At 70.7% G+C, this 23,320-nt stretch carries 22 protein-coding genes and 1 pseudogene; 6 read left to right on the top strand and 17 right to left on the bottom strand.

The genetic code is table 11. The annotated features are described in order from the left end of the window. Positions 1-325: 325 nt before the first annotated feature. Complete coding sequence (locus tag ACFVST_RS04005) at positions 326-1,225, bottom strand: menaquinone biosynthetic enzyme MqnA/MqnD family protein (RefSeq protein WP_390146635.1); 900 nt, start codon at positions 1,223-1,225, stop codon at positions 326-328. Positions 1,226-1,516: 291 nt separating this feature from the next. Here ACFVST_RS04005 and ACFVST_RS04000 point away from each other — a divergent pair, with 291 nt between their 5' ends. After that, positions 1,517-1,720: a cold-shock protein gene (locus tag ACFVST_RS04000; RefSeq protein WP_390146633.1), complete on the top strand. Its 204-nt coding sequence runs from the start codon at positions 1,517-1,519 to the stop codon at positions 1,718-1,720. A gap of 189 nt (positions 1,721-1,909) precedes the next feature. Here ACFVST_RS04000 and ACFVST_RS03995 read toward each other — a convergent pair whose 3' ends face one another. The 5 genes from ACFVST_RS03995 to ACFVST_RS03975 all read right to left on the bottom strand — a co-directional run bounded on the left by ACFVST_RS03995 (position 1,910) and on the right by ACFVST_RS03975 (position 6,591). After that, entirely contained in the window at positions 1,910-2,584 is a 675-nt protein-coding gene (locus ACFVST_RS03995) for a TetR/AcrR family transcriptional regulator (protein ID WP_390146631.1), read from the bottom strand. A 191-nt stretch (positions 2,585-2,775) separates the two neighbouring features. Further along, entirely contained in the window at positions 2,776-4,095 is a 1,320-nt protein-coding gene (locus ACFVST_RS03990) for a dicarboxylate/amino acid:cation symporter (protein ID WP_390146629.1), read from the bottom strand. 351 nt (positions 4,096-4,446) lie between these two features. Next, positions 4,447-4,752 carry a DUF4229 domain-containing protein gene (locus tag ACFVST_RS03985; protein ID WP_390146627.1) on the bottom strand — a complete coding sequence of 102 codons (306 nt, stop codon included), beginning with the start codon at positions 4,750-4,752 and terminating at the stop codon, positions 4,447-4,449. Positions 4,753-4,876: 124 nt separating this feature from the next. Continuing rightward, positions 4,877-6,040: an aminofutalosine synthase MqnE gene (gene mqnE, locus ACFVST_RS03980; RefSeq protein ID WP_390146626.1), complete on the bottom strand. Its 1,164-nt coding sequence runs from the start codon at positions 6,038-6,040 to the stop codon at positions 4,877-4,879. 95 nt (positions 6,041-6,135) lie between these two features. Next, entirely contained in the window at positions 6,136-6,591 is a 456-nt protein-coding gene (locus ACFVST_RS03975; RefSeq protein ID WP_390146624.1) for an Lrp/AsnC family transcriptional regulator, read from the bottom strand. A 147-nt stretch (positions 6,592-6,738) separates the two neighbouring features. Here ACFVST_RS03975 and ACFVST_RS03970 point away from each other — a divergent pair, with 147 nt between their 5' ends. Next, the gene (locus tag ACFVST_RS03970) at positions 6,739-6,885 is read left to right on the top strand and encodes a hypothetical protein (RefSeq protein WP_390146948.1); all 147 of its coding nucleotides are present in this window, start codon (positions 6,739-6,741) and stop codon (positions 6,883-6,885) included. Here the strand turns inward: ACFVST_RS03970 and ACFVST_RS03965 are convergent. From ACFVST_RS03965 to ACFVST_RS03955, 3 genes are read right to left on the bottom strand one after another with little or no spacing between them, the layout of a single operon-like run. Further along, entirely contained in the window at positions 6,882-7,541 is a 660-nt protein-coding gene (locus ACFVST_RS03965; RefSeq protein ID WP_390146622.1) for a UbiX family flavin prenyltransferase, read from the bottom strand. The two genes, ACFVST_RS03970 and ACFVST_RS03965, sit on opposite strands and share 4 nt — an antisense overlap. After that, positions 7,538-8,455 carry a menaquinone biosynthesis prenyltransferase MqnP gene (gene mqnP, locus ACFVST_RS03960; protein WP_390146937.1) on the bottom strand — a complete coding sequence of 306 codons (918 nt, stop codon included), beginning with the start codon at positions 8,453-8,455 and terminating at the stop codon, positions 7,538-7,540. Before mqnP ends, ACFVST_RS03965 begins: the two co-directional genes overlap by 4 nt. Next, positions 8,449-9,906: a menaquinone biosynthesis decarboxylase gene (locus ACFVST_RS03955; RefSeq protein WP_390146620.1), complete on the bottom strand. Its 1,458-nt coding sequence runs from the start codon at positions 9,904-9,906 to the stop codon at positions 8,449-8,451. Before ACFVST_RS03955 ends, mqnP begins: the two co-directional genes overlap by 7 nt. Before the next feature lie 88 nt (positions 9,907-9,994). Between ACFVST_RS03955 and ACFVST_RS03950 the strand changes: the two genes are divergently transcribed. Next, a complete protein-coding gene (locus ACFVST_RS03950; RefSeq protein ID WP_390146619.1) occupies positions 9,995-10,378 on the top strand; it encodes a PLD nuclease N-terminal domain-containing protein in 384 nt (127 codons plus the stop codon). 159 nt (positions 10,379-10,537) lie between these two features. After that, entirely contained in the window at positions 10,538-11,269 is a 732-nt protein-coding gene (locus ACFVST_RS03945; protein ID WP_390146617.1) for a DUF4232 domain-containing protein, read from the top strand. Positions 11,270-11,336: 67 nt separating this feature from the next. Here ACFVST_RS03945 and ccsB read toward each other — a convergent pair whose 3' ends face one another. From ccsB to hemL, 7 genes and pseudogenes are all read right to left on the bottom strand, one after another. Next, positions 11,337-12,431 (bottom strand): c-type cytochrome biogenesis protein CcsB, encoded by a 1,095-nt coding sequence (gene ccsB, locus ACFVST_RS03940; protein ID WP_390146615.1) that lies wholly within the window; start codon positions 12,429-12,431, stop codon positions 11,337-11,339. Continuing rightward, complete coding sequence (locus tag ACFVST_RS03935) at positions 12,428-14,188, bottom strand: cytochrome c biogenesis protein ResB (protein ID WP_390146613.1); 1,761 nt, start codon at positions 14,186-14,188, stop codon at positions 12,428-12,430. The genes ccsB and ACFVST_RS03935 overlap by 4 nt, the downstream gene beginning before the upstream one ends. Next, the gene (locus ACFVST_RS03930; protein WP_390146611.1) at positions 14,188-14,949 is read right to left on the bottom strand and encodes a cytochrome c biogenesis CcdA family protein; all 762 of its coding nucleotides are present in this window, start codon (positions 14,947-14,949) and stop codon (positions 14,188-14,190) included. Before ACFVST_RS03930 ends, ACFVST_RS03935 begins: the two co-directional genes overlap by 1 nt. Before the next feature lie 4 nt (positions 14,950-14,953). Continuing rightward, positions 14,954-15,595, bottom strand: coding sequence for a TlpA disulfide reductase family protein (locus ACFVST_RS03925; protein ID WP_390146609.1), 642 nt, complete (start codon positions 15,593-15,595; stop codon positions 14,954-14,956). Positions 15,596-15,661: 66 nt separating this feature from the next. Then, a pseudogene (locus ACFVST_RS03920) lies at positions 15,662-16,920 on the bottom strand (hypothetical protein). 222 nt (positions 16,921-17,142) lie between these two features. Beyond that, positions 17,143-17,871: a histidine phosphatase family protein gene (locus ACFVST_RS03915; protein ID WP_390146607.1), complete on the bottom strand. Its 729-nt coding sequence runs from the start codon at positions 17,869-17,871 to the stop codon at positions 17,143-17,145. Then, complete coding sequence (gene hemL, locus ACFVST_RS03910) at positions 17,868-19,175, bottom strand: glutamate-1-semialdehyde 2,1-aminomutase (protein ID WP_390146605.1); 1,308 nt, start codon at positions 19,173-19,175, stop codon at positions 17,868-17,870. The genes ACFVST_RS03915 and hemL overlap by 4 nt, the downstream gene beginning before the upstream one ends. Positions 19,176-19,715: 540 nt before the next feature. On the opposite strand from hemL, the gene ACFVST_RS03905 reads away from it, so the two are divergent. Further along, the gene (locus ACFVST_RS03905) at positions 19,716-20,153 is read left to right on the top strand and encodes a hypothetical protein (protein WP_390146603.1); all 438 of its coding nucleotides are present in this window, start codon (positions 19,716-19,718) and stop codon (positions 20,151-20,153) included. Between the two features lie 61 nt (positions 20,154-20,214). Here the strand turns inward: ACFVST_RS03905 and ACFVST_RS03900 are convergent, their stop codons facing one another. Further along, on the bottom strand, positions 20,215-21,639 hold the full coding sequence (locus ACFVST_RS03900; RefSeq protein ID WP_390146601.1) for an N-acetylmuramoyl-L-alanine amidase: 1,425 nt from the start codon (positions 21,637-21,639) through the stop codon (positions 20,215-20,217). 375 nt (positions 21,640-22,014) lie between these two features. Here ACFVST_RS03900 and ACFVST_RS03895 point away from each other — a divergent pair, with 375 nt between their 5' ends. Beyond that, a complete protein-coding gene (locus ACFVST_RS03895; protein ID WP_390146599.1) occupies positions 22,015-23,280 on the top strand; it encodes a glycosyltransferase family 4 protein in 1,266 nt (421 codons plus the stop codon). Positions 23,281-23,320 lie beyond the last annotated feature (40 nt).

Below are 23,320 nucleotides of genomic sequence, written 5' to 3'. Positions count from 1 at the left end.
GACTTCAGCGCCACGGCCCGGCGGCCGGCCGACCCGCGGCGCGGGCCAGCCTAGCCGCGCGCCTTCCAGGCAACTGCCGTATGTCCGTAAGGGGTTGCCCGATCGGGAAGAATGCACGCCCGATACGGGGTGTAAAGGGGCGGTGCTTTCCCGTACCGCATTTCCACCTGACGGTAATCCGGTACGGGGTCGGACCGGACCCGCCCCAGCGCCGCCGCCGTACCGTCACCGGGAATTCAGCCGGGCGATGGTTTCCCACTGCCGCGGAAAGCCTGAATTCCGGGCTCCGGTACGGGAATTACTCAGGGTCGCCGTTCGCTGCCGCTCAGTGCCCGAGCAGCTCCACCCGCACATCCGCCGGGAAGCCGGTGGTGGGGCCGACGCGACGGGCGAACTCGGTCACACCGCGCAACTGGTCGGGGCCGAAACGGAAATCGAGGGTGGTGAAGTACCGCTCCAGCACTTCCTGATCAAGGGCCTCCCAGCGGGAGGCCTGCTCGGCGACCTTGGCGACCTCCGCCAGCGAGAGATCCCGGGAGGCGAGGAAGGCCTCATGCAGTTGGGCGGTCAACTCCGGCTGCCCGGCGGCGTATTCACGGCGGACGGCCCAGACGGCGAAGACGAACGGCAGCCCCGTCCACTCCTTCCACATCGCGCCCAGGTCGTGCACGTCCAGGCCGAGCTTGGGCCCGTAGTGCAGATTGGCCCGCAGCGCCGCGTCCCCGATGAGTACGGCGGCATCGGCCTCCTGCATCATCAGGCCAAGGTCGGGCGGGCAGGTGTAGTACTCGGGCTGGACGCCGTACCGCTCGGCGAGGAGCAGTTGGGCGAGCCGGATCGAGGTGCGCGAGGTGGAGCCGAGGGCGACCCGGGCGCCGTCCAGCCGGTCCAGCGGCACCTGGGAGGCGATCACACAGGACATCACGGGCCCGTCGCAGCCGACCGCGATATCGGGGAGGGCGACCAGCTCCCCGGCGTTCCTCAGATACTCGACGAGGGTGACGGGCGCGATGTCGAGTTCGCCCCGGATGAGCTGTTCGCTGAGCTTGTCCGGGGTGTCCTTGGTCAGCTCCAGGTCGAGCAGGGTGCCGGTCCTGGCCAGGCCCCAGTACAGGGGCAGGCAGTTCAGGAACTGGATGTGGCCGACGCGCGGCCTGACACTAGGTGCGGCGGGGCGCTCGTGGCGGCCCGGGCCGTTTGCTGAGTCCGCGGGAGAATTGTCCACATCGTGAGGCTAGACCCAGCGGCGCGGGCGCCCGACTCCAGGGCCCCGTTCGGCCCCGCAAGGGCGTCAAGGCGGCGCGGGGATTCTCCGGCCTCCGAGTGAAGTGATCTTTCCCTCTATCGCTTTCGGCTTCCGCCGTGCTAGGCTCACCGCAAGTTGCAGTTTGGTTTCCCTTGCAGTACAGAGCCTGCGGAGCATGTGACCCGCAGGCTTTCGTCGTTTTCAGGCATATGCAGTTGCTTACAACAGCAGGTTCTGGAGCAGGGCAACCCTTTGGCCCAAGGAGGGCTTATGGCTACCGGAACCGTGAAGTGGTTCAACGCCGAAAAGGGCTTTGGATTCATCGCCCAGGAAGGCGGCGGCCCCGACGTCTTCGTCCACTACTCCGCGATCAACGCTAGCGGCTTCCGCTCCCTTGAGGAGAACCAGGCCGTGAGCTTCGACGTCACGCAGGGCCCGAAGGGCCCGCAGGCGGAGAACGTCTCCCCGATGTAATCGGGGTCCCGAGGTCACTCGGGATCTGATCCGGAACGGATAGCAGTACCCAAGGAGCCCTGCTCCCCGCGCAAGCGGCGGAAGCGGGGCTCCTGCCTTTTCTGCCCCGTCCCCCTCGGCTCCCCGCACCGGTGGAACGCCGAACACCCCTCCCTGGACGGCCCGTTGCCGCGCCCGTAGGACGCCGGGTCAGCCGGTGGAGGGTGGGGTCCAGCGGTGGCCGGACATCAGATTGCCGAGGCCGGACCAGGCCACGTTCATCAGGGTGACGGCGGCATCGCGGGCGGAGACGGTGGCATCGCGGCACGCCCAGTCCGCCAGTGACTCGGTGGCTCCGACCAGGGCCAAGGCGAGCCCGTCGACCTCCCGGTCCCCCAATTCGAGGTCGCCGTGCCCCTCCCGGGCCGCGGCCATGACCAGCTCCGTCACGAAGCCGATGATCTCCCGCCGCGTCTCGGCCGCTTCGGAGGCGAACAACTCGCCCCGGGTACGCGCCCGGTCGTGCAGCAGGGCCCAGCCGTCGGGGTGGGCGCCGGTGTGGGTGAAGAAGGTGAGCAGCCCCTGCCAGAGCTGCCGTTCCGCGGCGTCCTCCGGGTCGACGCCGGTCCGCAGCGCCGTCACCAGGTTCGCCGCCTCCCGCCGGATGCACGCGAGGAACAGATCGTCCTTGCTGCCGAGGTAGAGGTAGACCAACGGCTTGGAAACGCCGGCGAGTTCGGCGATCTCGTCCATGGAGGCGGCCCGGTAGCCGAGTCGGCCGAAGATCTGCACGGCCGCGTCCAGCATCTGCCGCTCCCGCTCCGCGCGCGGCATCCGCTTCTGCCGCTGCACCGACACCGCGCCACCGTCCCCCACCACAGCCATCCGCCCCGCCCCTTCCGACACCCCGAGTTGTCCGCGTCCGATCAGGCGCAAGCGTACGGGGCGCCGGTGACGACGCGCTCCAACCGGCGTATCGGGGACGGGCCGGGCCTGCAGCCGGAGCCGGGAACGCCGGTGCCCCGGCCCCCGCGGCGGGCGGGGACCGGGGCACGGCCGGGAAGCGGCAGGGTGCGTCAGGCCGCCGCGGGCACCGGGGCCGCCTCGACGGGCTCGTCCTGCGCGTCGATCGGGGAGGCCGAGGCGTGGTCGAAGGCATCCCGGTCGAGGATCTTCTCGCGGGCCGCGACCAGGACCGGGATCAGCGCCTGGCCGGCCACATTGGTGGCGGTCCGCATCATGTCCAGGATCGGGTCGATGGCCAGCAGCAGGCCCACACCCTCCATCGGCAGGCCGAGGGTGGACAGGGTCAGGGTGAGCATCACGGTGGCGCCGGTGAGGCCGGCGGTGGCCGCGGAGCCCACCACGGAGACGAAGGCGATCAACAGGTAGTCGCCGAAGCCGAGTTGGATGTCGAAGATCTGCGCCACGAAGATCGAGGCGATGGCCGGGTAGATCGCGGCGCAGCCGTCCATCTTGGTGGTGGCGCCGAACGGCACCGCGAAGCTGGCGTACTCCTTGGGGACGCCGAGGCGCTCGGTGACCTTCTGGGTGAGCGGCATGGTGCCGACGGAGGAGCGGGAGACGAAGCCCAACTGGATCGCCGGCCAGGCGCCCTTGAAGAACTGGAGCGGGCTGGCCTTGGCGACGGTGGCCACCAGCAGCGGGTACACACCGAACAGCACCAGGGCGCAGCCGATGTAGACGTCCGCGGTGAAGGTGGCGTACTTGCCGATCAGGTCCCAGCCGTAGGTGGCGATGGCGTTGCCGATGAGGCCGACGGTGCCGAGCGGGGCGAGGCGGATGACCCACCACAGGGCCTTCTGGAGCAGGGCGAGGACGGACTCGCTCAGGGTGAGGATCGGCTTGGCCTTGTCGCCGAGCTGGAGGGCGGCGATCCCGGCGACGGCGGCCATGAACACGATTTGCAGCACGTTCAGTTCGGTGAACGGTGTGACCACGTCGGTGGGCACGATGCCGGTGAGGAAGTCGAGCCAGGAGCCGGCGTGGTCCGGCTTGGCGCCGTCCTTGGCGGTGAGGCCGGTGCCGGAGCCCGGGTTGGTGAGCAGGCCGATGGCGAGGCCGATGGCGACGGCGATCAGCGAGGTCGCCATGAACCACAGCAGGGTGCGGCTGGCGAGGCGGGCGGCGTTGTTGACCTTGCGCAGATTGGTGATCGACACCAGGATCGCGAAGAACACCAGTGGGGCGACGGCCAGTTTGAGCAGGCCGATGAAGATGTCACCGATCTTCTGCAGCGTGGTGACCAGCCAGGTGACGTCCTGGTTGCGGGCGATCCAGCCGAGGAGGACACCGAGGACGAGGCCCGCGATGATCTGGGCCCAGAACGGGACCTCGGGTATTCGGCGGCCCGGCTTCTCAGCGGTTGCGGACACGGACACACTCCAGTCAGGGGTAGTACAGCAGTCGGGGTGCGGTGGCCGTACGGGGGCGCACCGCTGTGGTGTCGCTGGGGAACTCTCAGGCGGCTCGGAGCTCAGAGGCTGCGACAGGCCGCGGACACACAGCGGCAGAGATCGACATGCAGACGCGCCACGAGCCGGATGTTCCGGGCGTGTTGGCGGGCAGCGGTCGTCGGGTCGAACACGCCGAATACGTTAACATCTCAACTTTGAGGTAATCAAAGCATCTCTTTGGGACGCGGCCCGGCGACTCGGCCCGAGCACGGCAAACGCCCCGGTCCGGAGCGTTCTCCCCTGGACCGGGGCGTGCGGGATGTGACGCGCTTAACGGACGGCGGGGCCGCCGTGGGCGCGCTGGGCGTCGTCCGCCTCGTCCTCCATGCTGCGGTTGGCCTGGAGGTTGGCCTTGGCGCGGTCGACTCGGGCCACGATCCGCTCGGAGGCGCGGTCCCGTTCCCCGCGCAGCACCACGAAGCTGATGGGCGCGGAGATCACCAGGGAGAGCAGCACCACCCAGAGGTAGTTGGAGCCGCCGAGGCCGCGCGGGGCGATGCCGGAGTAGACGAGGCCCCAGACGACCAGCAGGCAGCCCGCGAAGATCCCCAGTCGCATCAGCGTGTAGCGGAGCATGTCAATCCGTCTTCCGTTCCGGTGGGCCGCCCGAGTCGGGCGGGCGCTCCTCCAGTGAAGCACGCACGGCACCGGCCCCGGGCGCGGGGTCGGCCCGGCGTCCGCCACTCCGTACGCCCCGGCCTCAGACCCGCATCGGCTGGGGGCTGTCCCGGCGGGCCGGGTCGGGGCCGTCGAACTCGCGGATGATCTCGTAGCGGGTGTTGCGCTCCACGGGCCGGAAGCCGGCGTCCCGGATCAGCTCCAGCAGGTCGTCCCGGGTGAGCTTGGCGGGGGTGCCGTAGTTGTCCGCGTCGTGGGTGATCTTGTACTCGACGACCGAGCCGTCCATGTCGTCCGCGCCGTGCTGGAGGGCGAGTTGGGCGGTCTGCACACCGTGCATCACCCAGAAGACCTTCACATGGGGCACGTTGTCGAAGAGCAGCCGGGAGACGGCGAAGGTCTTCAGGGCCTCGGCGCCGGTGGCCATGGTGGTGCGGGCCTGGAGCCGGTTGCGTACCTTGCCGTCCTTCATGTCCACGAAGTCGTGCTGGTAGCGCAGCGGGATGAAGACCTGGAAACCGCCGGTCTCGTCCTGGAGTTCACGCAGCCGCAGTACGTGGTCCACGCGGTGCCGGGGCTCCTCGATGTGGCCGTAGAGCATGGTCGCCGGGGTCTTCAGGCCCTTCTGGTGGGCGAGGCGGTGGATCCGCGACCAGTCCTCCCAGTGGGTGTCGTGGTCCACGATGTGCTGCCGCACCTCCCAGTCGAAGATCTCGGCGCCGCCGCCGGTGAGCGATTCGAGCCCGGCGTCGATGAGTTCGTCGAGGATCTCGGCGGCGGGCAGCCCGGAGATCTTCTCGAAGTGGTGGATCTCGGTGGCGGTGAACGCCTTCAGGGAGACGTCCGGCAGGGCCTCCTTGAGCGCCTTCAGGGAGCGCGGGTAGTAGCGCCAAGGCAGGCTCGGATGAAGGCCGTTGACGATGTGCAGCTCGGTGAGGTGCTCGCCCTCCATCTCCTTGGCGAGCCGCACCGCCTCCTCGATCCGCATCGTGTAGGCGTCCTTCTCCCCCGGCTTGCGCTGGAAGGAGCAGTACGCGCAGGACGCGGTGCACACATTGGTCATATTGAGGTGGCGGTTGACGTTGAAGTGCACCACGTCGCCGTTCTCACGGGTGCGCACCTCGTGCGCGAGACCGCCGAGCCAGGCCAGGTCGTCCGACGCGTAGAGCGCGACGCCGTCCTCGCGGGTCAGCCGTTCACCCCCGCGGACCTTCTCCTCCAGCTCGCGCTTCAGCCCCGCGTCCATCCGCCGACCGCCCTCCGGTCCTCGCTCTCCGCCGGCCCGGAACCCCGGCGGCGGGGACCCTCACCGGGCCCCGACAACCGTACCCCCGCCGCCGCTCACATCTCCTCGGGGAGTTCGCCGACCCTGTTCTCCCACTTGGTGGAGAGGACCACGGTGGTACGGGTGCGGGAGACGCCCTTGGTGCCGGAGAGGCGGCGGATGGTGCGCTCCAGGCCGTCCACATCGCTCACCCGCACCTTGAGCATGAACGAGTCGTCGCCGGCGATGAACCAGCAGTCCTCGATCTCGTACAGGTCCTTCAGGCGCTGTGCCACGTCCTCGTGGTCGGCGGCGTCGGAGAGGGAGATGCCGATCAGGGCGGTGGCGCCCAGGCCGAGCGAGGCGGCGTCCACCGTGGCGCGGTATCCGGTGATCACCCCGGCGGCTTCCAGGCGGTTGATGCGGTCGGTGACGCTGGGCCCGGAGAGCCCGACCAGCCGCCCCAGTTCGGCGTAGGAGGCGCGGCCGTTCTCGCGCAGGGCCTGGATGAGCTGCCTGTCCACGGCGTCCATAGGTCCATGCCTTTCATTATGTAGCAATATCGCGAGTTTACGTGTAGAATCTAAGGCACACAGGGGCCACACCCTGTAAATCTTCCACATCTCTTCAGTTGATGCCTGGCAATCCCGGGTTCTCGACGCGGAGAACGATCGTCAGGAGTGAGACCCACCGTGTACTCGATCGAGATGGCCTACGCCCGTATGCGTGAGCTCCAGGAGCTGGCCGACCGCTCGCGTGCCCACCGGCCCGTGACCGCCCGCCGCGGCCGCTTCGCCGGCGTCCGCCGCGCCGCCAAGAAGCGCTAACCCGAGCCACCTCCGAGCTCCCCCTTCCAGCGGCGGTACAGGCCGTGCGGCACACCCGCCGCGTCGAGCACCCGCCCCGCGACGAAGTCCACCAGATCCTGGATGTGCGTCGCCCCCGCGTAGAACGCCGGAGAGGCGGGCAGCACCACCGCGCCCGCCTCGTCCAGTGCCGCCAACTGCCGCAGTGTGGGCCCGTTCAGCGGCGTCTCCCGCACCGCCACCACCAGCCGCCGGCCCTCCTTGAGCGTCACCCCCGCCGCCCGCTGAAGCAGATCCTTCGACAGCCCCAGCGCCACCCCCGCCACACAGGCCGTCGACGCCGGCACGATCAGCATCCCCTTCACCCGGTACGAACCGGACGACGGGCCCGCCGCCAGATCACCCGCGGGCCAGTACCGCACCCGCTCAACTCCCGCCGGTGCGAACGCCGTTGGGTCACCGTCCGCGCCCCGCGCCAGCCACTCGGACAGGTCCCGCTCCCAGTGCGCGTCCCGGAACGCGATGCCCGTCTCGTCGAGCAGGGTGAGCCGCGCCGCCCGCGACACCACCAGGTCCACGCTCTCCCCCGCCGCCAGCAGGGCCCGCAGCACCGCGGCCGCGTACGGCGTCCCGGACGCCCCCGAGACCCCGACCACCCACGGCTCACGGCCACTCACACCGACAGCCCCCGCACCAGCAGATCGGCCAGCGCGGCGAGGAACAGCGCGATGCCGATGAAGCCGTTGGTGGTGAAGAACGCCCGGTTCAGGCGGGACAGGTCATGGGGGCGAACGAGGGTGTGCTCGTAGACGAAGGCCGCGGCGACGATCGCCAGGCCCAGCCAGAAGAACACCCCCGCGTCCGTGGCCAGCGCGTACCAGACGAAGAGCCCCATGGTGACGGCATGGCAGCCGCGGGCGCCCCACAGCGCGGCGGGGACACCGAAGCGCGCCGGTACCGACTGCACCCCGTGCGCCCGGTCCGCCTGTACGTCCTGGCAGGCGAAGATCAGGTCGAAGCCGCCGATCCACACCCCGACCGCGAGGCCCAGCAGCACCGCCTCCCAGGACCACGCCCCGGTGATGGCGAGCCACGCCCCGGTCGGTCCTATCGCCTGCGCCAGCCCCAGGATCGCGTGCGGGAAGTCGGTGAACCGCTTGCCGTACGGATAGACCACCATCGGCACCACGGCCAGCGGGGACAGCGCCAGGCAGAGCGGGTTGAGCAGTGCCGCCGCGCCCAGGAAGACCACCAGCGCGACCAGTGCGCCGGTCCACGCCGAGCGCACCGACACCGTGCCGGTGACCAACTCGCGGCCCGCGGTGCGCGGATTGCGGGCGTCGATCTCCCGGTCGATGATCCGGTTGCACGCCATGGCGAAGGTCCGCAGCCCCACCATGCAGACCGTCACCAGCAGCAGCTTCAACCAGTGGACGGTGCCGTCGAGTTGGAAGCCCGCGGTGAGCGCCGCGATATACGCGAAGGGCAGTGCGAAGACCGAGTGCTCGATCATCACCAGCCGTAGGAAGGCCCGCACCCGCCCGGTCCGCGCGGGCCCCTGCCCGCTGACCGCCTCGGCAGCGCTCACAATCCGTACTCCTTCCAGCGGCGGTCCACCAGGGCGGCCGTCCGCGGGTCGGACAGCACCATCTCGGGCCAGCCGCCGTCCCGGGTGTAGCCCTCCTCGGGCAGCTTGCGGGTGGCGTCGATACCGGCCTTGCCGCCCCAGAACTGCTGGTAGGAGGCGTGGTCCAGATGGTCGACGGGGCCCTCGACCACGGTCAGGTCGCGGGCGTAGTCGGTGTTGCCGAAGGCCCGCCAGGCCACCTCCTGCACATCGTGCACATCGCAGTCGGCGTCCACCACCACGATCAGCTTGGTCAGCGACATCATGTGGGCGCCCCACACCGCGTGCATGACCTTCTGCGCGTGCTTCGGATACTTCTTGTCGATGGAGACGATGGCGCAGTTGTGGAAGCCGCCCGCCTCCGGCAGGTGGTAGTCCACGATGTCCGGCACGATCACCTTCAGCAGCGGCAGGAAGAACCGCTCGGTGGCACGGCCCAGCGGACCGTCCTCGGTCGGCGGCCGCCCCACCACGATGGACTGGAGCAGTGGCTTCCGCCGCATGGTGACGCAGTCGATGGTGAGCGCCGGGAACGGCTCCTGCGGGGTGTAGAAACCGGTGTGGTCGCCGAACGGGCCCTCCGGCAGCATCTCGCCCGGCTCCAGCCAGCCCTCCAGCACCACTTCGGCCTGCGCCGGCACCTGGAGCGGCACCGTCACACAGTCCACCATCTCGATCCGCCTGCCCTGGACGAAGCCGGCGAGGAGGTACTCGTCCATGTCGCCGGGGAGCGGGGCGGTCGCCGCGTAGGTGACGGCGGGCGGGCAGCCGAAGGCGATGGCGATCGGCAGCCGCTCTCCCCGGCGGGCGGCGATCTGGTAGTGGTTGCGGCTGTCCTTGTGGATCTGCCAGTGCATACCGATGGTGCGCCGGTCGTGCCGCTGGAGCCGGTAGAGGCCGAGATTGCGCACCCCGGACTCGGGGTCCTTGGTGTGGGTGAGGCCGAGGTTGAAGAAGGAGCCGCCGTCCCCGGGCCAGGTGAACAGCGCCGGCAGCCGCTCCAGGTCCACATCGTCCCCGTGCAGCACCACCTGCCGTACGGGCGCGTCGGCCGCCTTCACCTTCTTCGGCGGTACGTGCGTCATCGCGCCGAGTTTGCCGAAGGCCTCCCTCATCCCGACGAAGCCCTGCGGGAGTTCGGGCTTGAGCAGTCCGCCGATCTTGCCGCTGATGTCCTCGTAAGAGGAGAGGCCGAGGGATTTCAGGAGGCGGCGATCGGTGCCGAAGACGTTCATCGCCAGCGGCATGTCGGAGCCCTTGACGTTCTCGAAGAGCAGCGCCGGGCCTTGTGCCTTCTGCACTCGGTCGACGATCTCCCCGACTTCGAGATGGGGGTCCACCTCGGCCTTGATGCGCTTCAGGTCGCCCTCGCGCTCCAGGGCGCGAAGCAGGGAGCGGAGATCGTCGTAAGCCATGGGGCCAAGTATCGGACACCGGATACCCTGGGCCCGTCACCGGGGGCCCGCCGCCCCGCCGCCCGCGTTCTGGGGGACCTCGCCCGCCATGCTCAGGTATCTGCCGTTCCTGCTGGTCCTGGCCCTGTGGATCTATACCTTCATCGACTGCCTGAACACCCCGGAGGAAGAGGTGCGGCATCTGCCGAAGGTGGTGTGGGTGATCATCATCCTGCTCTTCGGCGAGGTGCTGCTGGGCCCGGTGGCCTGGCTGGTGGTGGGCCGCCGGCGGGGTGCCGCCGCGGGCGCTTCACCGTCGGCGCGGGGCGGAGGTTATGTGGCGCCGGACGACAACCCGGAGTTCCTGGCCTCGCTGCGGGACGAGAAGGAGCAGCAGGACGAGTCGCTGCTGAAGGACTGGGAGGCGGATCTGCGGCGCCGCGAGGAGGAACTCCGGCGCAGGGAACGGGGCGAGGGCCGCGCCGAGGACTGAACCGGCAACTGAACCGACCGAACTGACTGAACTGACTGAACTGACTGAACTGCCCTATGCCGGGCGGCTGTCGGGCACTCCGGGCGCGCCCCTGTAATGAGCGGGTAACAGTCCGATCGTGTGACGTTCAGACCCGGCCGGGCGGAGCACACGGCAGGTATGCCCGAGAACCACGCGACACCTCAGAGCCGGAACCGTGCCACCGCGCCCCGCGGCCGGTGGCGTGCCGGTGCGGCGGCCGCCACGGTGGCCGCCCTCGCGCTGCTGACCACGGCGTGCGAGGGCGGGGACTCGGCCGGCGCCTCCACCTCCCCCCGCGCCGACCACGGGGACCGCGGCTCCACCCCCGGCACGGACCGGTCGAGCAGCCCCCCGTCCGACACCGGCACCGAAGCCCCCTCCGACCCGTCCGCCGCCCCCTCGGAAGGCGCCCCCTCGTCGAGCGCCCCCGCCACGGGCGGCACCGGCCAGCGGGGCGCCGGATCCCGTTGCACCACAAGCCAGTTGACGATGAAGCTGGGCCGTGGCCAACCGGGCGCCGGGCAGGTCTACTACGACCTGACCTTCACCAACACCGGCAGTCGCAGTTGCACCCTGAGCGGCTTCCCGGGCGTCTCCCTGATCCGCCGCGACGGCAGCACCGTCGGCCATCCCGCCACCCGTGAGGGCGCCGCCGCGGGCCCCGTCACCCTGGCGCCCGGCGCGCGTGCCCAGGCCGCCCTGCACACCACCAACGAGGGCATCGGGCAAGGCGGTTGCTGGCACCGGCCCGACCTGGTCAAGGTGTATCCGCCCGGTTCGAAGCAGTCCATGACGCTGCGCTCGGGCACCCCGCGGGTGTGCGGCGACTCCTTCACCGTCTCCTCGGTGCGCACTCCGCAGGCCCACTGAGGCGCACGGACACCACGGCGGCCGGTCCCCGAGGTGAACGGGGGCCGGCCGCCGGTGGGTTCGCGGGTCAGACGCCGGCGTAGGAGTGCTTGCCGGAGACGAAGATGTTGACGCCGTAGTAGTTGAAGATCCAGCAGGCGAAGGCGAGCAGGGCCAGATAGGCGGCCTTGCGGCCCTTCCAGCCGGCGGTGGCGCGGGCGTGCAGATAGCCGGCGTAGGCGACCCAGGTGATGAACGACCAGGTCTCCTTGGGGTCCCACTCCCAGTACTTGCCCCAGGCGTCGCCGGCCCAGATGGCGCCCGCGATGATGGTGAACGTCCACAGCGGGAAGACGGCCGCGTTGATGCGGTAGGAGAACTTGTCCAGGCTGGTGGAGGACGGCAGCCGCTCCAGTACCGAGGTGGCGAACCGGCCGGGGGTGCCGCCCGCGGCGAGCTTGCTCTCGTAGGAGTCGCGGAAGAGGTAGAGCAGGGTCGCGACGAAACCGACGTAGAAGACGGCGCCGCAGAAGATGGCGGTGGAGACGTGGATCCACAGCCAGTACGAGTGCAGCGCGGGCACCAACTGGTCGCTGGCGGTGTAGAGCACGGTGACGGCGAGGCCCAGGTCCAGCAGCACGGTGGTGACCAGCGGCAGGCCCATCCAGCGCACGTTCTTCTTCAGTGCCAGCAGCGCCAGGTACACGCCGACGGCCACCGTGGAGAAGGTGATGCTGAACTCGTACATGTTGCCCCAGGGGGCGCGCTGCACGGACAGGGCGCGGGAGACGACACCGCCCGCCTCGATGAGGAACGCCAGCACCGACAGGGACACCGCGATCCTGCCGTACAGGTCGCCCTGCTCGTCGCCGCCGTGGGCGCCGGGGCCGTCCGGCAGGTCGCCGCGGGAGCCGGCCGCGGCCCGGGTCACCACCTGCGGCCGCTCCAGTACGGCCGTGCCACCGTTCCGCTGCGCGCCCTTCACCCGGACCACGGGCGCGGCGCCGTGGGTGTCCTGGTCGGCGGTGAGGGCGGCGGCGGTGCGGCCGACCTTGCTGCGGCTGCCGAAGAGCCACTCGGCCATGTAGGCGAAGAAGGCCAGCAGGTAGACGGCCATCGCGGAGTAGACCAGCACATTGCTGATCTCCGCGAGGTTCTCGTTGGTTGCGGCGGCGAGATTCACTTCTCAGCCCCTTCGGCGGTGACGTCTTCAGAGTCGGATGCGGAGGATGCGCGGTCCTGGTCGGTGCGGGGGTCGGGCGCGGTGGGGGCCCGGTCGTGGACGAGGCCGGCCAGGCGGCCGAGTTCCTCGGGCAGTCTGGCGGACTCGCCGCGGCCCAGCCCGGCCATCTCGACGACGGTGGTGCCGTCGTCCCCCGGGGTGGCGCGGACCCAGACCCGGCGCCGCTGGATGAAGAGGGAACCGGCGAGACCGGCGATGGCGGCGATGGCTCCGCCGAGCGCCCAGCCGGTGCCGGGCTGCTGGGCGATCTGGAAGCTGGCCCACTGCCGCAGGTCCTTGCCGTAGGTGACGGTGCCCTGCCCGCCGGGCAGCTTCATCGTCTCCCCGGGCCGCAGCCGCTCCTTGTACAACTGGCCCTTGGCGTCCTTGAACTGCTTCATATGCGTGGTGTCGAGCTGGTACACGTTCTGCGGCAGCCCGGCGTCCACTCCCAGGTCGCCGTGGTAGGCGGAGAGCGCCAGTACCGGGTAGTCCGGGGAGGGGAACTGGGACAGCATCTGGCCGCGGCCGACGCCGGCGAAGGTGGGCACGAAGAAGGCGTTGAAGCCGAGTTGTTCGACCTTGCCCGACTTGTCGCGGTAGCCGTCCATGACCTTGACGGCGCCGGTGGAGGTCAGGTTGTTGTCGATGGGCAGCAGCGGTACGTACGAGTGGTAGACGACCTCGCCCTTGCTGTCGCGCACCGTGATCTCGGGCGCGTAGCCGTGGCTGACCAGGAAGACCTTGGTGCCGTCCACGTCGAGCGGCTTGTTGACCTTGATGACCTTCCGCTTCGTGGGGCCGTCGACGCCGGCGGAGTAGCTGACGTGGGCCTCGAAGGTGCGGGCGGTGCCGCGGTTGGGGCCGTTGCGTTCGAAGGTGCCGAGGAACTTGTCCAGGGTGAAGCTGAACGGGGTCAGGCTGCCGCTGTCGAAGAGGTTGCCGGACGTGAAGTCGTCGTACTGGGTGAGGGTGTTGGAGAAGCCGTCGCCCTGGAGGACGAGCTTGTTGCCCTCGGAGTTGAAGAGCTGGCCGGCGGCGAAGGCGAGCAGCATCACGATCAGGGCGATATGGAAGACCAGGTTCCCGGCCTCGCGGAGGTAGCCCTTCTCGGCGGCGACCGCGGTGCCCGCGAGGTGGGTGCGGTAGCGCCGCCCGCGCAGCGCGGCCCGCGCCGCCTCCCGCACCTCGTCCGCGCTCGCCTCGGTACGCCAGGTCGCGTACGCGGGCAGCCGGTCGAGGCGCCCCGGGGCGGCGGGCGGGCGGGCGCGGAGCTGGCCGGTGAACTGCCAGGTGCGGGGCACGATGCAGCCGATGAGGGAGATGAACAGCAGGAGGTAGATCGCGGAGAACCACACCGAGCTGTACACATGGAACAGGCCGAGCTTGTCGTACACCGGGGCCAGCGTGGTGTGCGCGTCCTGGAAGGCGCGCACCTTCATCTCGTCGCTGTCCTGCGGGATGAGGGAGCCGGGGATCGCCGCCAGCGACAGCAGGAGCAGCAGGATCAGCGCGACCCGCATCGACGTCAACTGCCGCCAGAACCAGCGCACCCAGCCGAGCACACCGAGCCGCGGCAGGGCGGGCGAGGTGTCGTCCAGCGGCGCGGTGTCCTCGACGGGGGCGGTGGAGAGCCGGGAGCCGGCGGCGTCCAGCCCGTCGTCGGCGTCGGTGTCCCGGCCGGTGGCGGGGGTGGTGTCGTTGCCGGTCTTGCTCATCAGATCCCCACAGTGAAGCCGTCGGACCAGACCTGCATCGCCTGGACGATGTGGTCCCACGCGCCGGTCAGCAGCAGCAGACCGGTCGCGATCATCATGCCGCCGCCGATGCGCATCACCCACGCATAGTGGCGCTTGACCCAGCCGAACGCACCCAGCGCCTTGCGGAAGGCGACGGCGGCCAGTACGAACGGCACGCCGAGCCCCAGGCAGTAGGCCACGGTGAGCAGCGCCCCGCGCCCGGCGCTGGCCTCGCTGAAGGAGAGGCCCTGCACGGTGGCGAGGGTCGGTCCCATGCACGGCGTCCAGCCGATGCCGAAGAGCGCGCCCAGCAGGGGGGCGCCGGCCAGGCCGGTGGTGGGGCGGGTGTGGAAGCGGTACTCGCGCTGGGTGAGCCACGGCATCAGGCCCATGAACAGCACGCCCATCAGGATCATCAGCACCCCGAGCACCTTCGACAGGACCCCGCCGTACTCCTGGAGGGTCTGCCCGAAGTACCCGAAGAGGGCCCCGCCGGAGACGAAGACCACGGTGAAGCCGAGGACGAAGAGGGCGGCGCCGCTCGCCATCCGGCCGCGCCGGGCGTCCGCGAGATCGGTGCCGCTGACGCCGGTGACATACGAGAGGTAGCCGGGGACCAGGGGCAGGACGCACGGGGAGAAGAAGGAGACCAGGCCGCCGAGGACGGCGATCGGCAGCGCCAGCAGCAGAGTGCCGCTGTAGACGGTGTCGTTGACGGGGCCGGCGGCCAGGGCGGTCACCGGGTCACTTCTCCGCGACCAGCGGGTCGATCATGTCGTGCAGCTTCTTGACGCTGAGCGCCTGGAGGGAGCGGGCCGCGATCCGGCCCTCGCGGTCGAGCACCACGGTGGAGGGGATGGACTGCGGGTTGAGGGTGCCCTTGGGGAAGCGCAGCATCAGCTTGCCCGCCGGGTCGTAGAGGCTCGGGTACGGGATGCCCTGGCTCTTCTCGAAGGTGAGCGCCGGATTGCGGCTGCTGTCCCGGGTGTTGATGCCGATGAACTGCACGCCCTTGGCCTTGGTCTCCTTGGCGACCTTGGCGAAGTTGGGCGCCTCGGCCCGGCACGGCGGGCACCAGGAGCCCCAGACGTTGAGTACGACGATCTTGCCGTGGTGGTCGGCCACGTCGAGCTTCCTGCCGTCCAGGGTGGTGCCGCTGATGTCGGGGCCCTGGTGCCGGTCGGCGAGGGCGACGGTGGCGATGCCGTTCTTGCCGGAGACGAAGCCGGTCTTGCCGGAACCGCCGCTGGTACCGGAACCGCAGGCCGTCAGGACCAGGGCGGCGAGGGCGGCGCCCGCGGTGAGCAGGCCGGCGCGGCCACGTCCCGCGCGGGGGGCGCGGGACGCGGGTGCGGTGCTGTGGTGGGCGCTGCGGGCGGCACTCATGTGAAAAGTTTCGCATGTCCGGCCAGGGGATCTTCCGCACCCCCCTATCCGGCGGAAAACACCATTTCAGGCGGCGTTCGGCGGGCCCTGCGCACTGTCTGTGGAACCCCGCAGATAGTCCTTCCAGCCACCCGCCGGAGCCTCGCCGACCCGAGCAACTGGAGCCTCGCGAGGACCTTGGGATCCTGTACGTCGAGCCAGTCGGTGAACTGCCGGAAGGACACCAGCCGTACGTCCTTCTTGCGCTCGCCCGCCCCGGCGATCCGCTTCAGGGCCTCCTCCACGGCGTCCATGTAGATGCCGCCGTTCCACTGCTCGAAGTGGTTGCCGATGAAGAGGGGTGCCCGGTTGGTCTCGTAGGCGCGCTTGAAGCCGGCCGTGTAGGACTCGGTGGCCTGGGTGCGCCAGGCCGGATAGTTGCGCGGGGGCGCCTTGGTGGAGTTCCGGGACTGGTTGGCGAGGATGTTGTAGTCCATCGACAGCACCTCGAAGGTGTGCCCGGGGAAGGGCATCGCCTGGAGTGGCAGATCCCACAGGCCCTGCTTCTTCTGCGGCCAGCGCTGGAGTCCGCCGGGTGAGGAGGCGTCGTAGCGCCAGCCGAGTTCGCGGGCGGTGGGCAGCAGGTTGTCCTGGCCGAGGAGGCAGGGGGTGCGGCCGCCGACGAGTTCGCGGTCGTAGTCGAAGGGCAGCGAAGGCAGGTCGGTGCGGCCGGTGTTGGTGCGCCAGTTCTTGACGAAGCTCTTGGCCTGGTCGATCTCGCTGCGCCACTGGGCGGGCGTCCAGTTCGCCACGGTGCCGGTGCCGGCGCAGAAGTGCCCGTTGAAGTGGGTGCCTATCTCGTGCCCGGCGAGCCAGGCGCGGCGTATGCAGCCGAGGGTCTCGACGAGGTGCTCGTCGCTGAGGTAGCCGATGTCGGAGGCGCCGACGGAGTTGTTCGGCGGCCGGTAGAGGCGCTTCTTGGACTCGGGCAGCAGATAGAGCCCGGAGAGGAAGAAGGTCATGGCGGCGCCGTGGTCCTCGGCGACCTTGAGGAAGCGAGGGAAGAGCCCGTTGCCGACCTCGCCCGCGCCGTCCCAGGAGAACACCACGAACTGCGGGGGCTGTTCGCCCGGTTCCAGTGGCCGGGGCGCCTCGGGCTGGTGCGGCTGCTTGCCGGTGTACGCGGTGGAGCCGTCGCCGATGGGCTTGCTCCGCCGCTCGCCGGATCCCCCGCCGCTGCCGCTGCTCACCACGCCGCTGACGCCGTGGCCGCAGGCGGCGACTCCCGCCGCGGCCACCGCCGTGGCCCCGAGTGCGAGCAGCCTCCTCCGGCTGAAGTCCCGCATCTTGCCCCCATTCGTCGCGCTTTACCTCCGTACGGGAGGTGGTCGCTCCCTAAGAGGATCCGAGCCGAAACCGGGTTCCGGACCTCGCACGGATTTCCGACCACGGTTTCGTGACAACGGACATATGGGGGTGAGGAGTTACAGATGGGGAGTTTTTACCCGGGGGTGGGGTGGACGGCCGCAGGTGGCGGGAGGGGCCCCGCCGCCCGCGGCCGGGACCGGCTACGCGCCGAAGGCCTTGGCCTGGCCCTTCACCGGCTTGGCGCCGGCGCGGAGGTGGGCGGGGACCAGGTCGAGGGCCGGCTCGGAGTAGCCCACGGACACGATGCGGTCGCCGCGATAGGTGAAGGTGGTGAGGGAGGCGAGGGTGCACTGGCGGCGGCGCGGGTCGTGCCAGAGCCGCCGCCGTTCCACATGGCTGCGCACGATCCAGATCGGCAGTTGGTGGCTGACGCACACCGCCTCATGCCCGCGGGCCGCGTCCCGGGCCGCGTCCAGCGCGCTCATCATCCGCACCACCTGGTCCACATAGGGCTCACCCCAGGACGGCTTGAACGGGTTGACCAGCAGCTTCCAGTTGGCCGGGCGGCGCAGCGCACCGTCCCCGACGCCGAACTCCTTGCCCTGGAAGGCGTTCTCCGCCTCGATCAGCCGCCCGTCGGAGCCGAGGCCGAGGCCGTGCGCCTTGGCGATGGGCTCCGCCGTCTCCTGGGCCCGCTCCAGCGGCGAGGCCACGACATGGGTGATGTCCCGCCCGGCGAGGTGCTCGGCGACCCGGTCGGCCATCTGCCGGCCCAGTTCCGAGAGGTGGTAGCCGGGCAGCCGCCCGTAGAGGACGCCCTCCGGGTTGTGCACCTCGCCGTGGCGCATCAGATGGACCACGGTCAGCTCGTCGCCGGAGCCGGTGGAACCCGAAGTGGCGGCGGAGCCGGGGGAGTTGAGGTCGCTCATGCCGTCACCTCGGCGGCCGCGCGGGCGGCGGCCGGGAGCGCGGCCGCGATGTGCTCCAGGGCCCGCTCGTCGTGGGCGGTGGAGACGAACCAGGACTCGAAGGCCGAGGGCGGCAGATAGACCCCCTGGGACAGCATCGAGTGGAAGAACGCCGTGTAGCGGAAGGTCTCCTGCGTCTGCGCGTCCGCGTAGTCGCGCACCTCGCGGTCGGTGAAGAAGACGGAGAACATATTGGACGCGTGCTGCAGCCGGTGCGCCACGCCCTCCTTGCTGAGGGCCGCGGTGACCAGGCCGCGCAGTTCGGCGGAGACCGCGTCGACCTTGGTGTACGCCGCCTCGTCCAGCAGCCGCAGTTGGGCCACGCCGGCCGCGGTCGCCACCGGGTTCCCGGAGAGGGTGCCGGCCTGGTAGACGGGGCCGGCGGGGGCGAGGTGCGCCATCACGTCGGCCCGGCCGCCGAAGGCCGCCGCGGGGAAGCCGCCGCCCATCACCTTGCCGAAGGTCATCAGGTCGGGGCGGACGCCGTCGATGCCGTACCAGCCGGTGCGGGAGGTGCGGAAACCGGTCATCACCTCGTCGGAGACATAGAGGGCGCCGTGCTGGTGGCACAGCTCGCGCAGGCCCGCGTTGAAGCCCTCGCCGGGCGGCACGATGCCCATGTTGCCGGGCGAGGCCTCGGTGATCACACAGGCGATCTCACCGGGGTGCGCGGCGAACGCGGCCCGTACCGCGTCCAGGTCGTTGTACGGCAGCACGATGGTGTCGCCGGCCTGGGCGCCGGTGACGCCGGGGGTGTCGGGCAGCGCGAAGGTGGCGAGGCCGGAACCGGCGGCGGCGAGCAGCGCGTCGACGTGCCCGTGGTAGCAGCCGGCGAACTTGACCACCTTGGCGCGGCCGGTGAAGCCGCGGGCCAGCCGGATCGCGGACATGGTGGCCTCGGTGCCGCTGGACACCAGCCGCACCTGCTCCACCGGTCCGATCCGGGCGGTGATCTCCTCGGCGAGCGCCACCTCGCCCTCGCCGGGCGTACCGAAGGAGAAGCCGCGGCCGACGGCCTCACGGACCGCGGCGAGCACCTCCGGGTGCTGGTGGCCGAGGATCATCGGCCCCCAGGAGCAGACGAGGTCGACGTACTCACGGCCGTCGGCGTCGGTCAGCCAGGCGCCGTCGCCGGACACCATGAAACGGGGCGTGCCACCGACGGCGCCGAAGGCACGCACCGGGGAGTTCACACCGCCGGGCGTCACAAGCGCCGCGCGGTCGAAGAGCGTCTGCGAGACTGGGGCTTCATAGCTATAAGGCACTTTGGTCCTGACCTGCGAAGACTGTGAAGGTATCGGGCTCGGCGGCCATGTCGGGGTGATCATGGCCGCGGGGGCTGCGGGCTCGGCGCTCTTCTCGCTCCGGACCGGGCGCCGTCCCCCATATGTCTGCGAGACTGGGGCTTCGTACGGATGACCCCCGGGGGCCATGGTCTCAGAGCCTCCCGGCACCGTGCGGCCCGGTGCGGTTTCGGGACGTTGTATACCGGTGTTTCCGGGCACGTTTCGGAGGGCACCGGTGGGGGAGGTCACTGTCACGATGATCGGGTTGCGCGGCGGGGGTCGGGCGTCCCAGAAAAGCAGTCGGGTGGAGATATGCATCGCGGTGGCGGGCTGGGCGAGGGGACCGACGACCTGGGTCCCCGGCGCAGGGTCCCCCCTGCCGCCGGCCAGGGGCAGGGCAGGCATCGGCGGGACAAGCACCGGCAGCAGGGCCAGGGCAGCCCGCAAGGGTTCGACGGTTCGCAGACCGGGCGCGGGGACGCCGGCGAGTGGGCTCAGGCGGGAAGCAGGAGTGGCCGGGTGGGGGTGACCTACAAGTACTTCGGCGCCCCGGACGGTGCGACGGCGGCGCGGGTGCCCATCTCGATGCGCCCCGAGGAGCTCGGCGGTGACGAACTGGGCATGGGCGGCATGTTCACCAAGATCAAGCCGGAGACGATGGCCGCGATGGTCCTCACCGGCATAGAGGGCATACCCCTGCACAAGGTCCCCCCGCTGGAACTGGTCGTGCTGCACCCCGACTACGCGGTGGTGCGGCTCCCGATGACGGTGGTCGACCCGCTGCGCGGCGTGGGCGAGGAGTCGGTGGGCGCGGCCGCGTTCATCTGGTCCACGGTGCCCGACCGCGGCGGCCCGCGCGACGCCTTCAACGTGTACCAACTCCTGCACGAATGGCAGGACTTCAGCAACCGCCTGCACGAGGCGGGGCACCAGCCGTACTGCCTGGTCTGGCCGTAGGCCGCCGGCGGGGCCGGTCGGCCGGGCGCCGTCGGACGGCGCCCGGTCGCGGCCTCCGGGCTCAGCAGTCGGGGATCTCGTTGCCGTCGTTGTCACGCGCCTCGTCGTTGCCCCAGCGGGAGAGGTAGTACGCCGGGACGTACTGGCCGCCCGGGCCGGAGTCGAGGTCGGTGCGCAGCCACCAGTGGTTGTGGTTGCCGGAGTTGTCGGTGATGTCGCGGCCCTGCGCCTTGCAGTAGACGTAGTTGGTGCCCTTGTTCAGGGTGCCCGTCTCGGTGGTGTCGCTCGGCGAGGCGTAGCCGGGGGCGTCGGCGAAGGTGTCCACCCAGTGCTTGCCGGTCGACGGGGGCGGCGGCGGGGGCGGGTTGTCGCCGCCGGAGCCGCCGACCAGTTGCATGTAGTAGTCCCAGTTCCAGTTGGGTCCCGGGTCGGTGTGGTCGTTGCCGGGGACCTCGGAGTGGCCGACGATGTGCGCCCGGTCCTTGGGGATGCCGTAGCGGTCGGCCAGGTGCTTGGTGAGCGCGGCGGAGGACCGGTACATCGCGTCGGTGAACCAGCTCGGGTTGTCGATGAAGCCCTCGTGCTCGATGCCCACGGAGTAGGGGTTGCCGCCCCGGGCGTGCCACGCGGTGTCGGAGTCCCGCACCATCTGCGTGATGTCGCCGTCCGAGGAACGGACGATGTAGTGGGCGCTGCTCTCCGCCTCGGGGTTCTGGAACCAGCCGATCGAGCCGTCGTACGAACCCTGGACGACATGGATGACGATGGTGCTGATGTCCGCGGAGCGCCCGGAGTTGTAGTTGCTGGGGGAGGCCGGGACCCAGTGCGCGGGCGGGTAGTCCTCGCTCATGGTGCCGAAGCCGTCGGCCTTGAGCGTGTTCCGGTACGCGCTCTTGTCGGGGGCGACGCTGCGCCCGGCGACGGTGACCTTCTCGCCCGCGGCGTTGGCGGTGACGCCCTTGGCGAGGAACCGGTAGACGGTGTCCGCGTAGAGGGCGGCGGTGGCGCCCTTGGCGTTGCTGTAGCGGGCGACGACGGGGTACCAGGCGCCGAGGTCCCGCCGCTCGGCCCGATTGAGGCCCAACTCGTCGGCGTGGGCGCGCAGTACGGCGGCGCCGCCCTCGATGTTCGCCGCGGTGTCGTGGCGCAGTTCGGCGCGGGAGTGGCCGGTGAGCGCGGCGGCCTTGGCGAGGGAGTGGTTGACCGGGTTGCTGACCAGGTGCATCACACCGTAGCCGCGGTCCTGGCTGGGCTGCCCGTGGTGGCCGTCGAGGTGGGTCTCGCCGTAGCCGACCGCGACCAGCAGGTCCCGCGGGACGCCGTACTTGTCCGCCGCCTGCTCGAAGGCCGCGTTGACCGTCACCGAGGTGGGGTCCGGCTGGGGGGCGGCGGTGGCCTGGACGCCGGTCGCGGAGAGCGCGGCGGTCACGGCGACGGCCAGCAACGACACCCGGAGCCGGGTTGTCGGCGGTGTACTGGTGGACATGGGCACTCCTGGATGTGGGGGGATCAGGAATCAGCTCAGGCTAGGGGCAGTGTCGAGGCCATGACAATGGCCCGAACGGGGTTCGGCGGAACCAGCCGCACTCCCAACTCGCTTGAATATAGGGGGAGTTCGGCGACCTGTCGCGTCCGGCCGACGGGAACTGCCGCGTAACGCCACCGACTTGGCCGCCGACCTGTACGTCCGCGCCCCGCCCCCTCCCCACTCCGTCAACCCGAGTCCGGGCGAACCACCCCCGCGAGTGCACTTGGGCGCCGATTTCCGCCGCGGCCCGGCGCGAGGGGGACCGTATCGGGTAACCCTGTGCCGTTATGTCGCCCGGGAGTCGGGCTCCGCGGGAAGGCCGGGTGAAACCAGATGAAGATCGTGTTCCTGCTGCACAACGCGTACGCCATCGGCGGCACCGTACGCACCACGCTCAACCTCGCCACCGCGCTCGCGGAGCGGCACCAGGTGGAGATCGTGTCGATGATGCGGCACCGCAGCACCCCGCGGTTCGCGGTGGACGCGCGGCTGCGGCTGACGTCCCTGGTGGACCTGCGGGAGGACGGGCCCGATGTGCGCGAACCCGCCTTCGCCCAGCCCGCGATCGACTTCCCCACCGAGGAGAAGCGGCACCGCCAGTACAACCGCCTGATCGACCTGCGGGTCCGCGAGTACCTGGCGGGCAGCGACGCCGATGTGGTGATCGGCACCCGCCCCGGGATCAATGTCTACCTCGCCCGCTTCGGGCCGCGCGGCGCGCTGCGCATCGCCCAGGAGCATCTGCGGCACGACGCCCACACCGGGCCGCTGCGCCAGCTCCTCGCCCGCCACTACCGCACCCTGGACGCCCTGGTCACCACCACCCGCGCCGACGCCGAGGTCTACCGGGCGAACATGCCGCTGCCCGGGGTGCGGGTCACCTCGGTCCCGAACATCGTGCCCGCACCGCACGGCGTCGCCCCCTCCGACGGCACCGCGCCGGTGATCGCCGCGGCCGGGCGGCTGGCCCGCGGCAAGCGCTTCGACCTGCTGCTGACGGCGTTCGCCGTGGTCGCCGCCAAGGAACCGGAGTGGAGCCTGCGCGTCTACGGGGGCGGCGCCCAGCAGGAGCGTCTTGAGGCGCTGATCGACCGGCTCGGGCTCGTGGGCCGCGCCGAGTTGATGGGGTCGCACTCCCCCATCGAGCCGGAGTTCGCCCGCTCCTCCCTGGTGGTCTCCGCCTCCGACGCGGAGTCCTTCGGGATGACCCTGGTGGAGGCGATGCGCTGCGGCGTACCCGTGGTCTCCACCGACTGCCCGCTCGGCCCCGCGGAGATCGTCCGGGACGGGGTGGACGGCAGGCTGGTCCCGGTCGGTGACGCGGACGCGCTGGCCGACGCGATGCTGGAGCTGATCGGCGACCCGGAGCGGCGCCGCGCCATGGGCCGGGCGGCGCTGGAGGGCGCGGCCCGCTTCGACGCGGCCCCGGTCGTCGCCCGCTACGAGGAGTTGTTCGCGGAGCTGACCGCCAGCCGGCGCAGCCGGGGCTGGGCGCGTACCAGGGCCCGGCTCGCCGCCTCGCTGCGCCGCCGCACCCGCACCGGCCGGCGCCGCCTCGGTGCTCTCCGCCCCCGCTCGGCCGCGGGCGGCGGCCGCTGACCGCACACCCGAAGGCGGCCGGTCCGCGGACTCCCTCCGC

The organism is Streptomyces sp. NPDC058045, from assembly GCF_042885635.1.
Lineage (GTDB): Bacteria > Actinomycetota > Actinomycetes > Streptomycetales > Streptomycetaceae > Streptomyces.
This window is presented reverse-complemented; position numbering and strand designations above follow the sequence as displayed.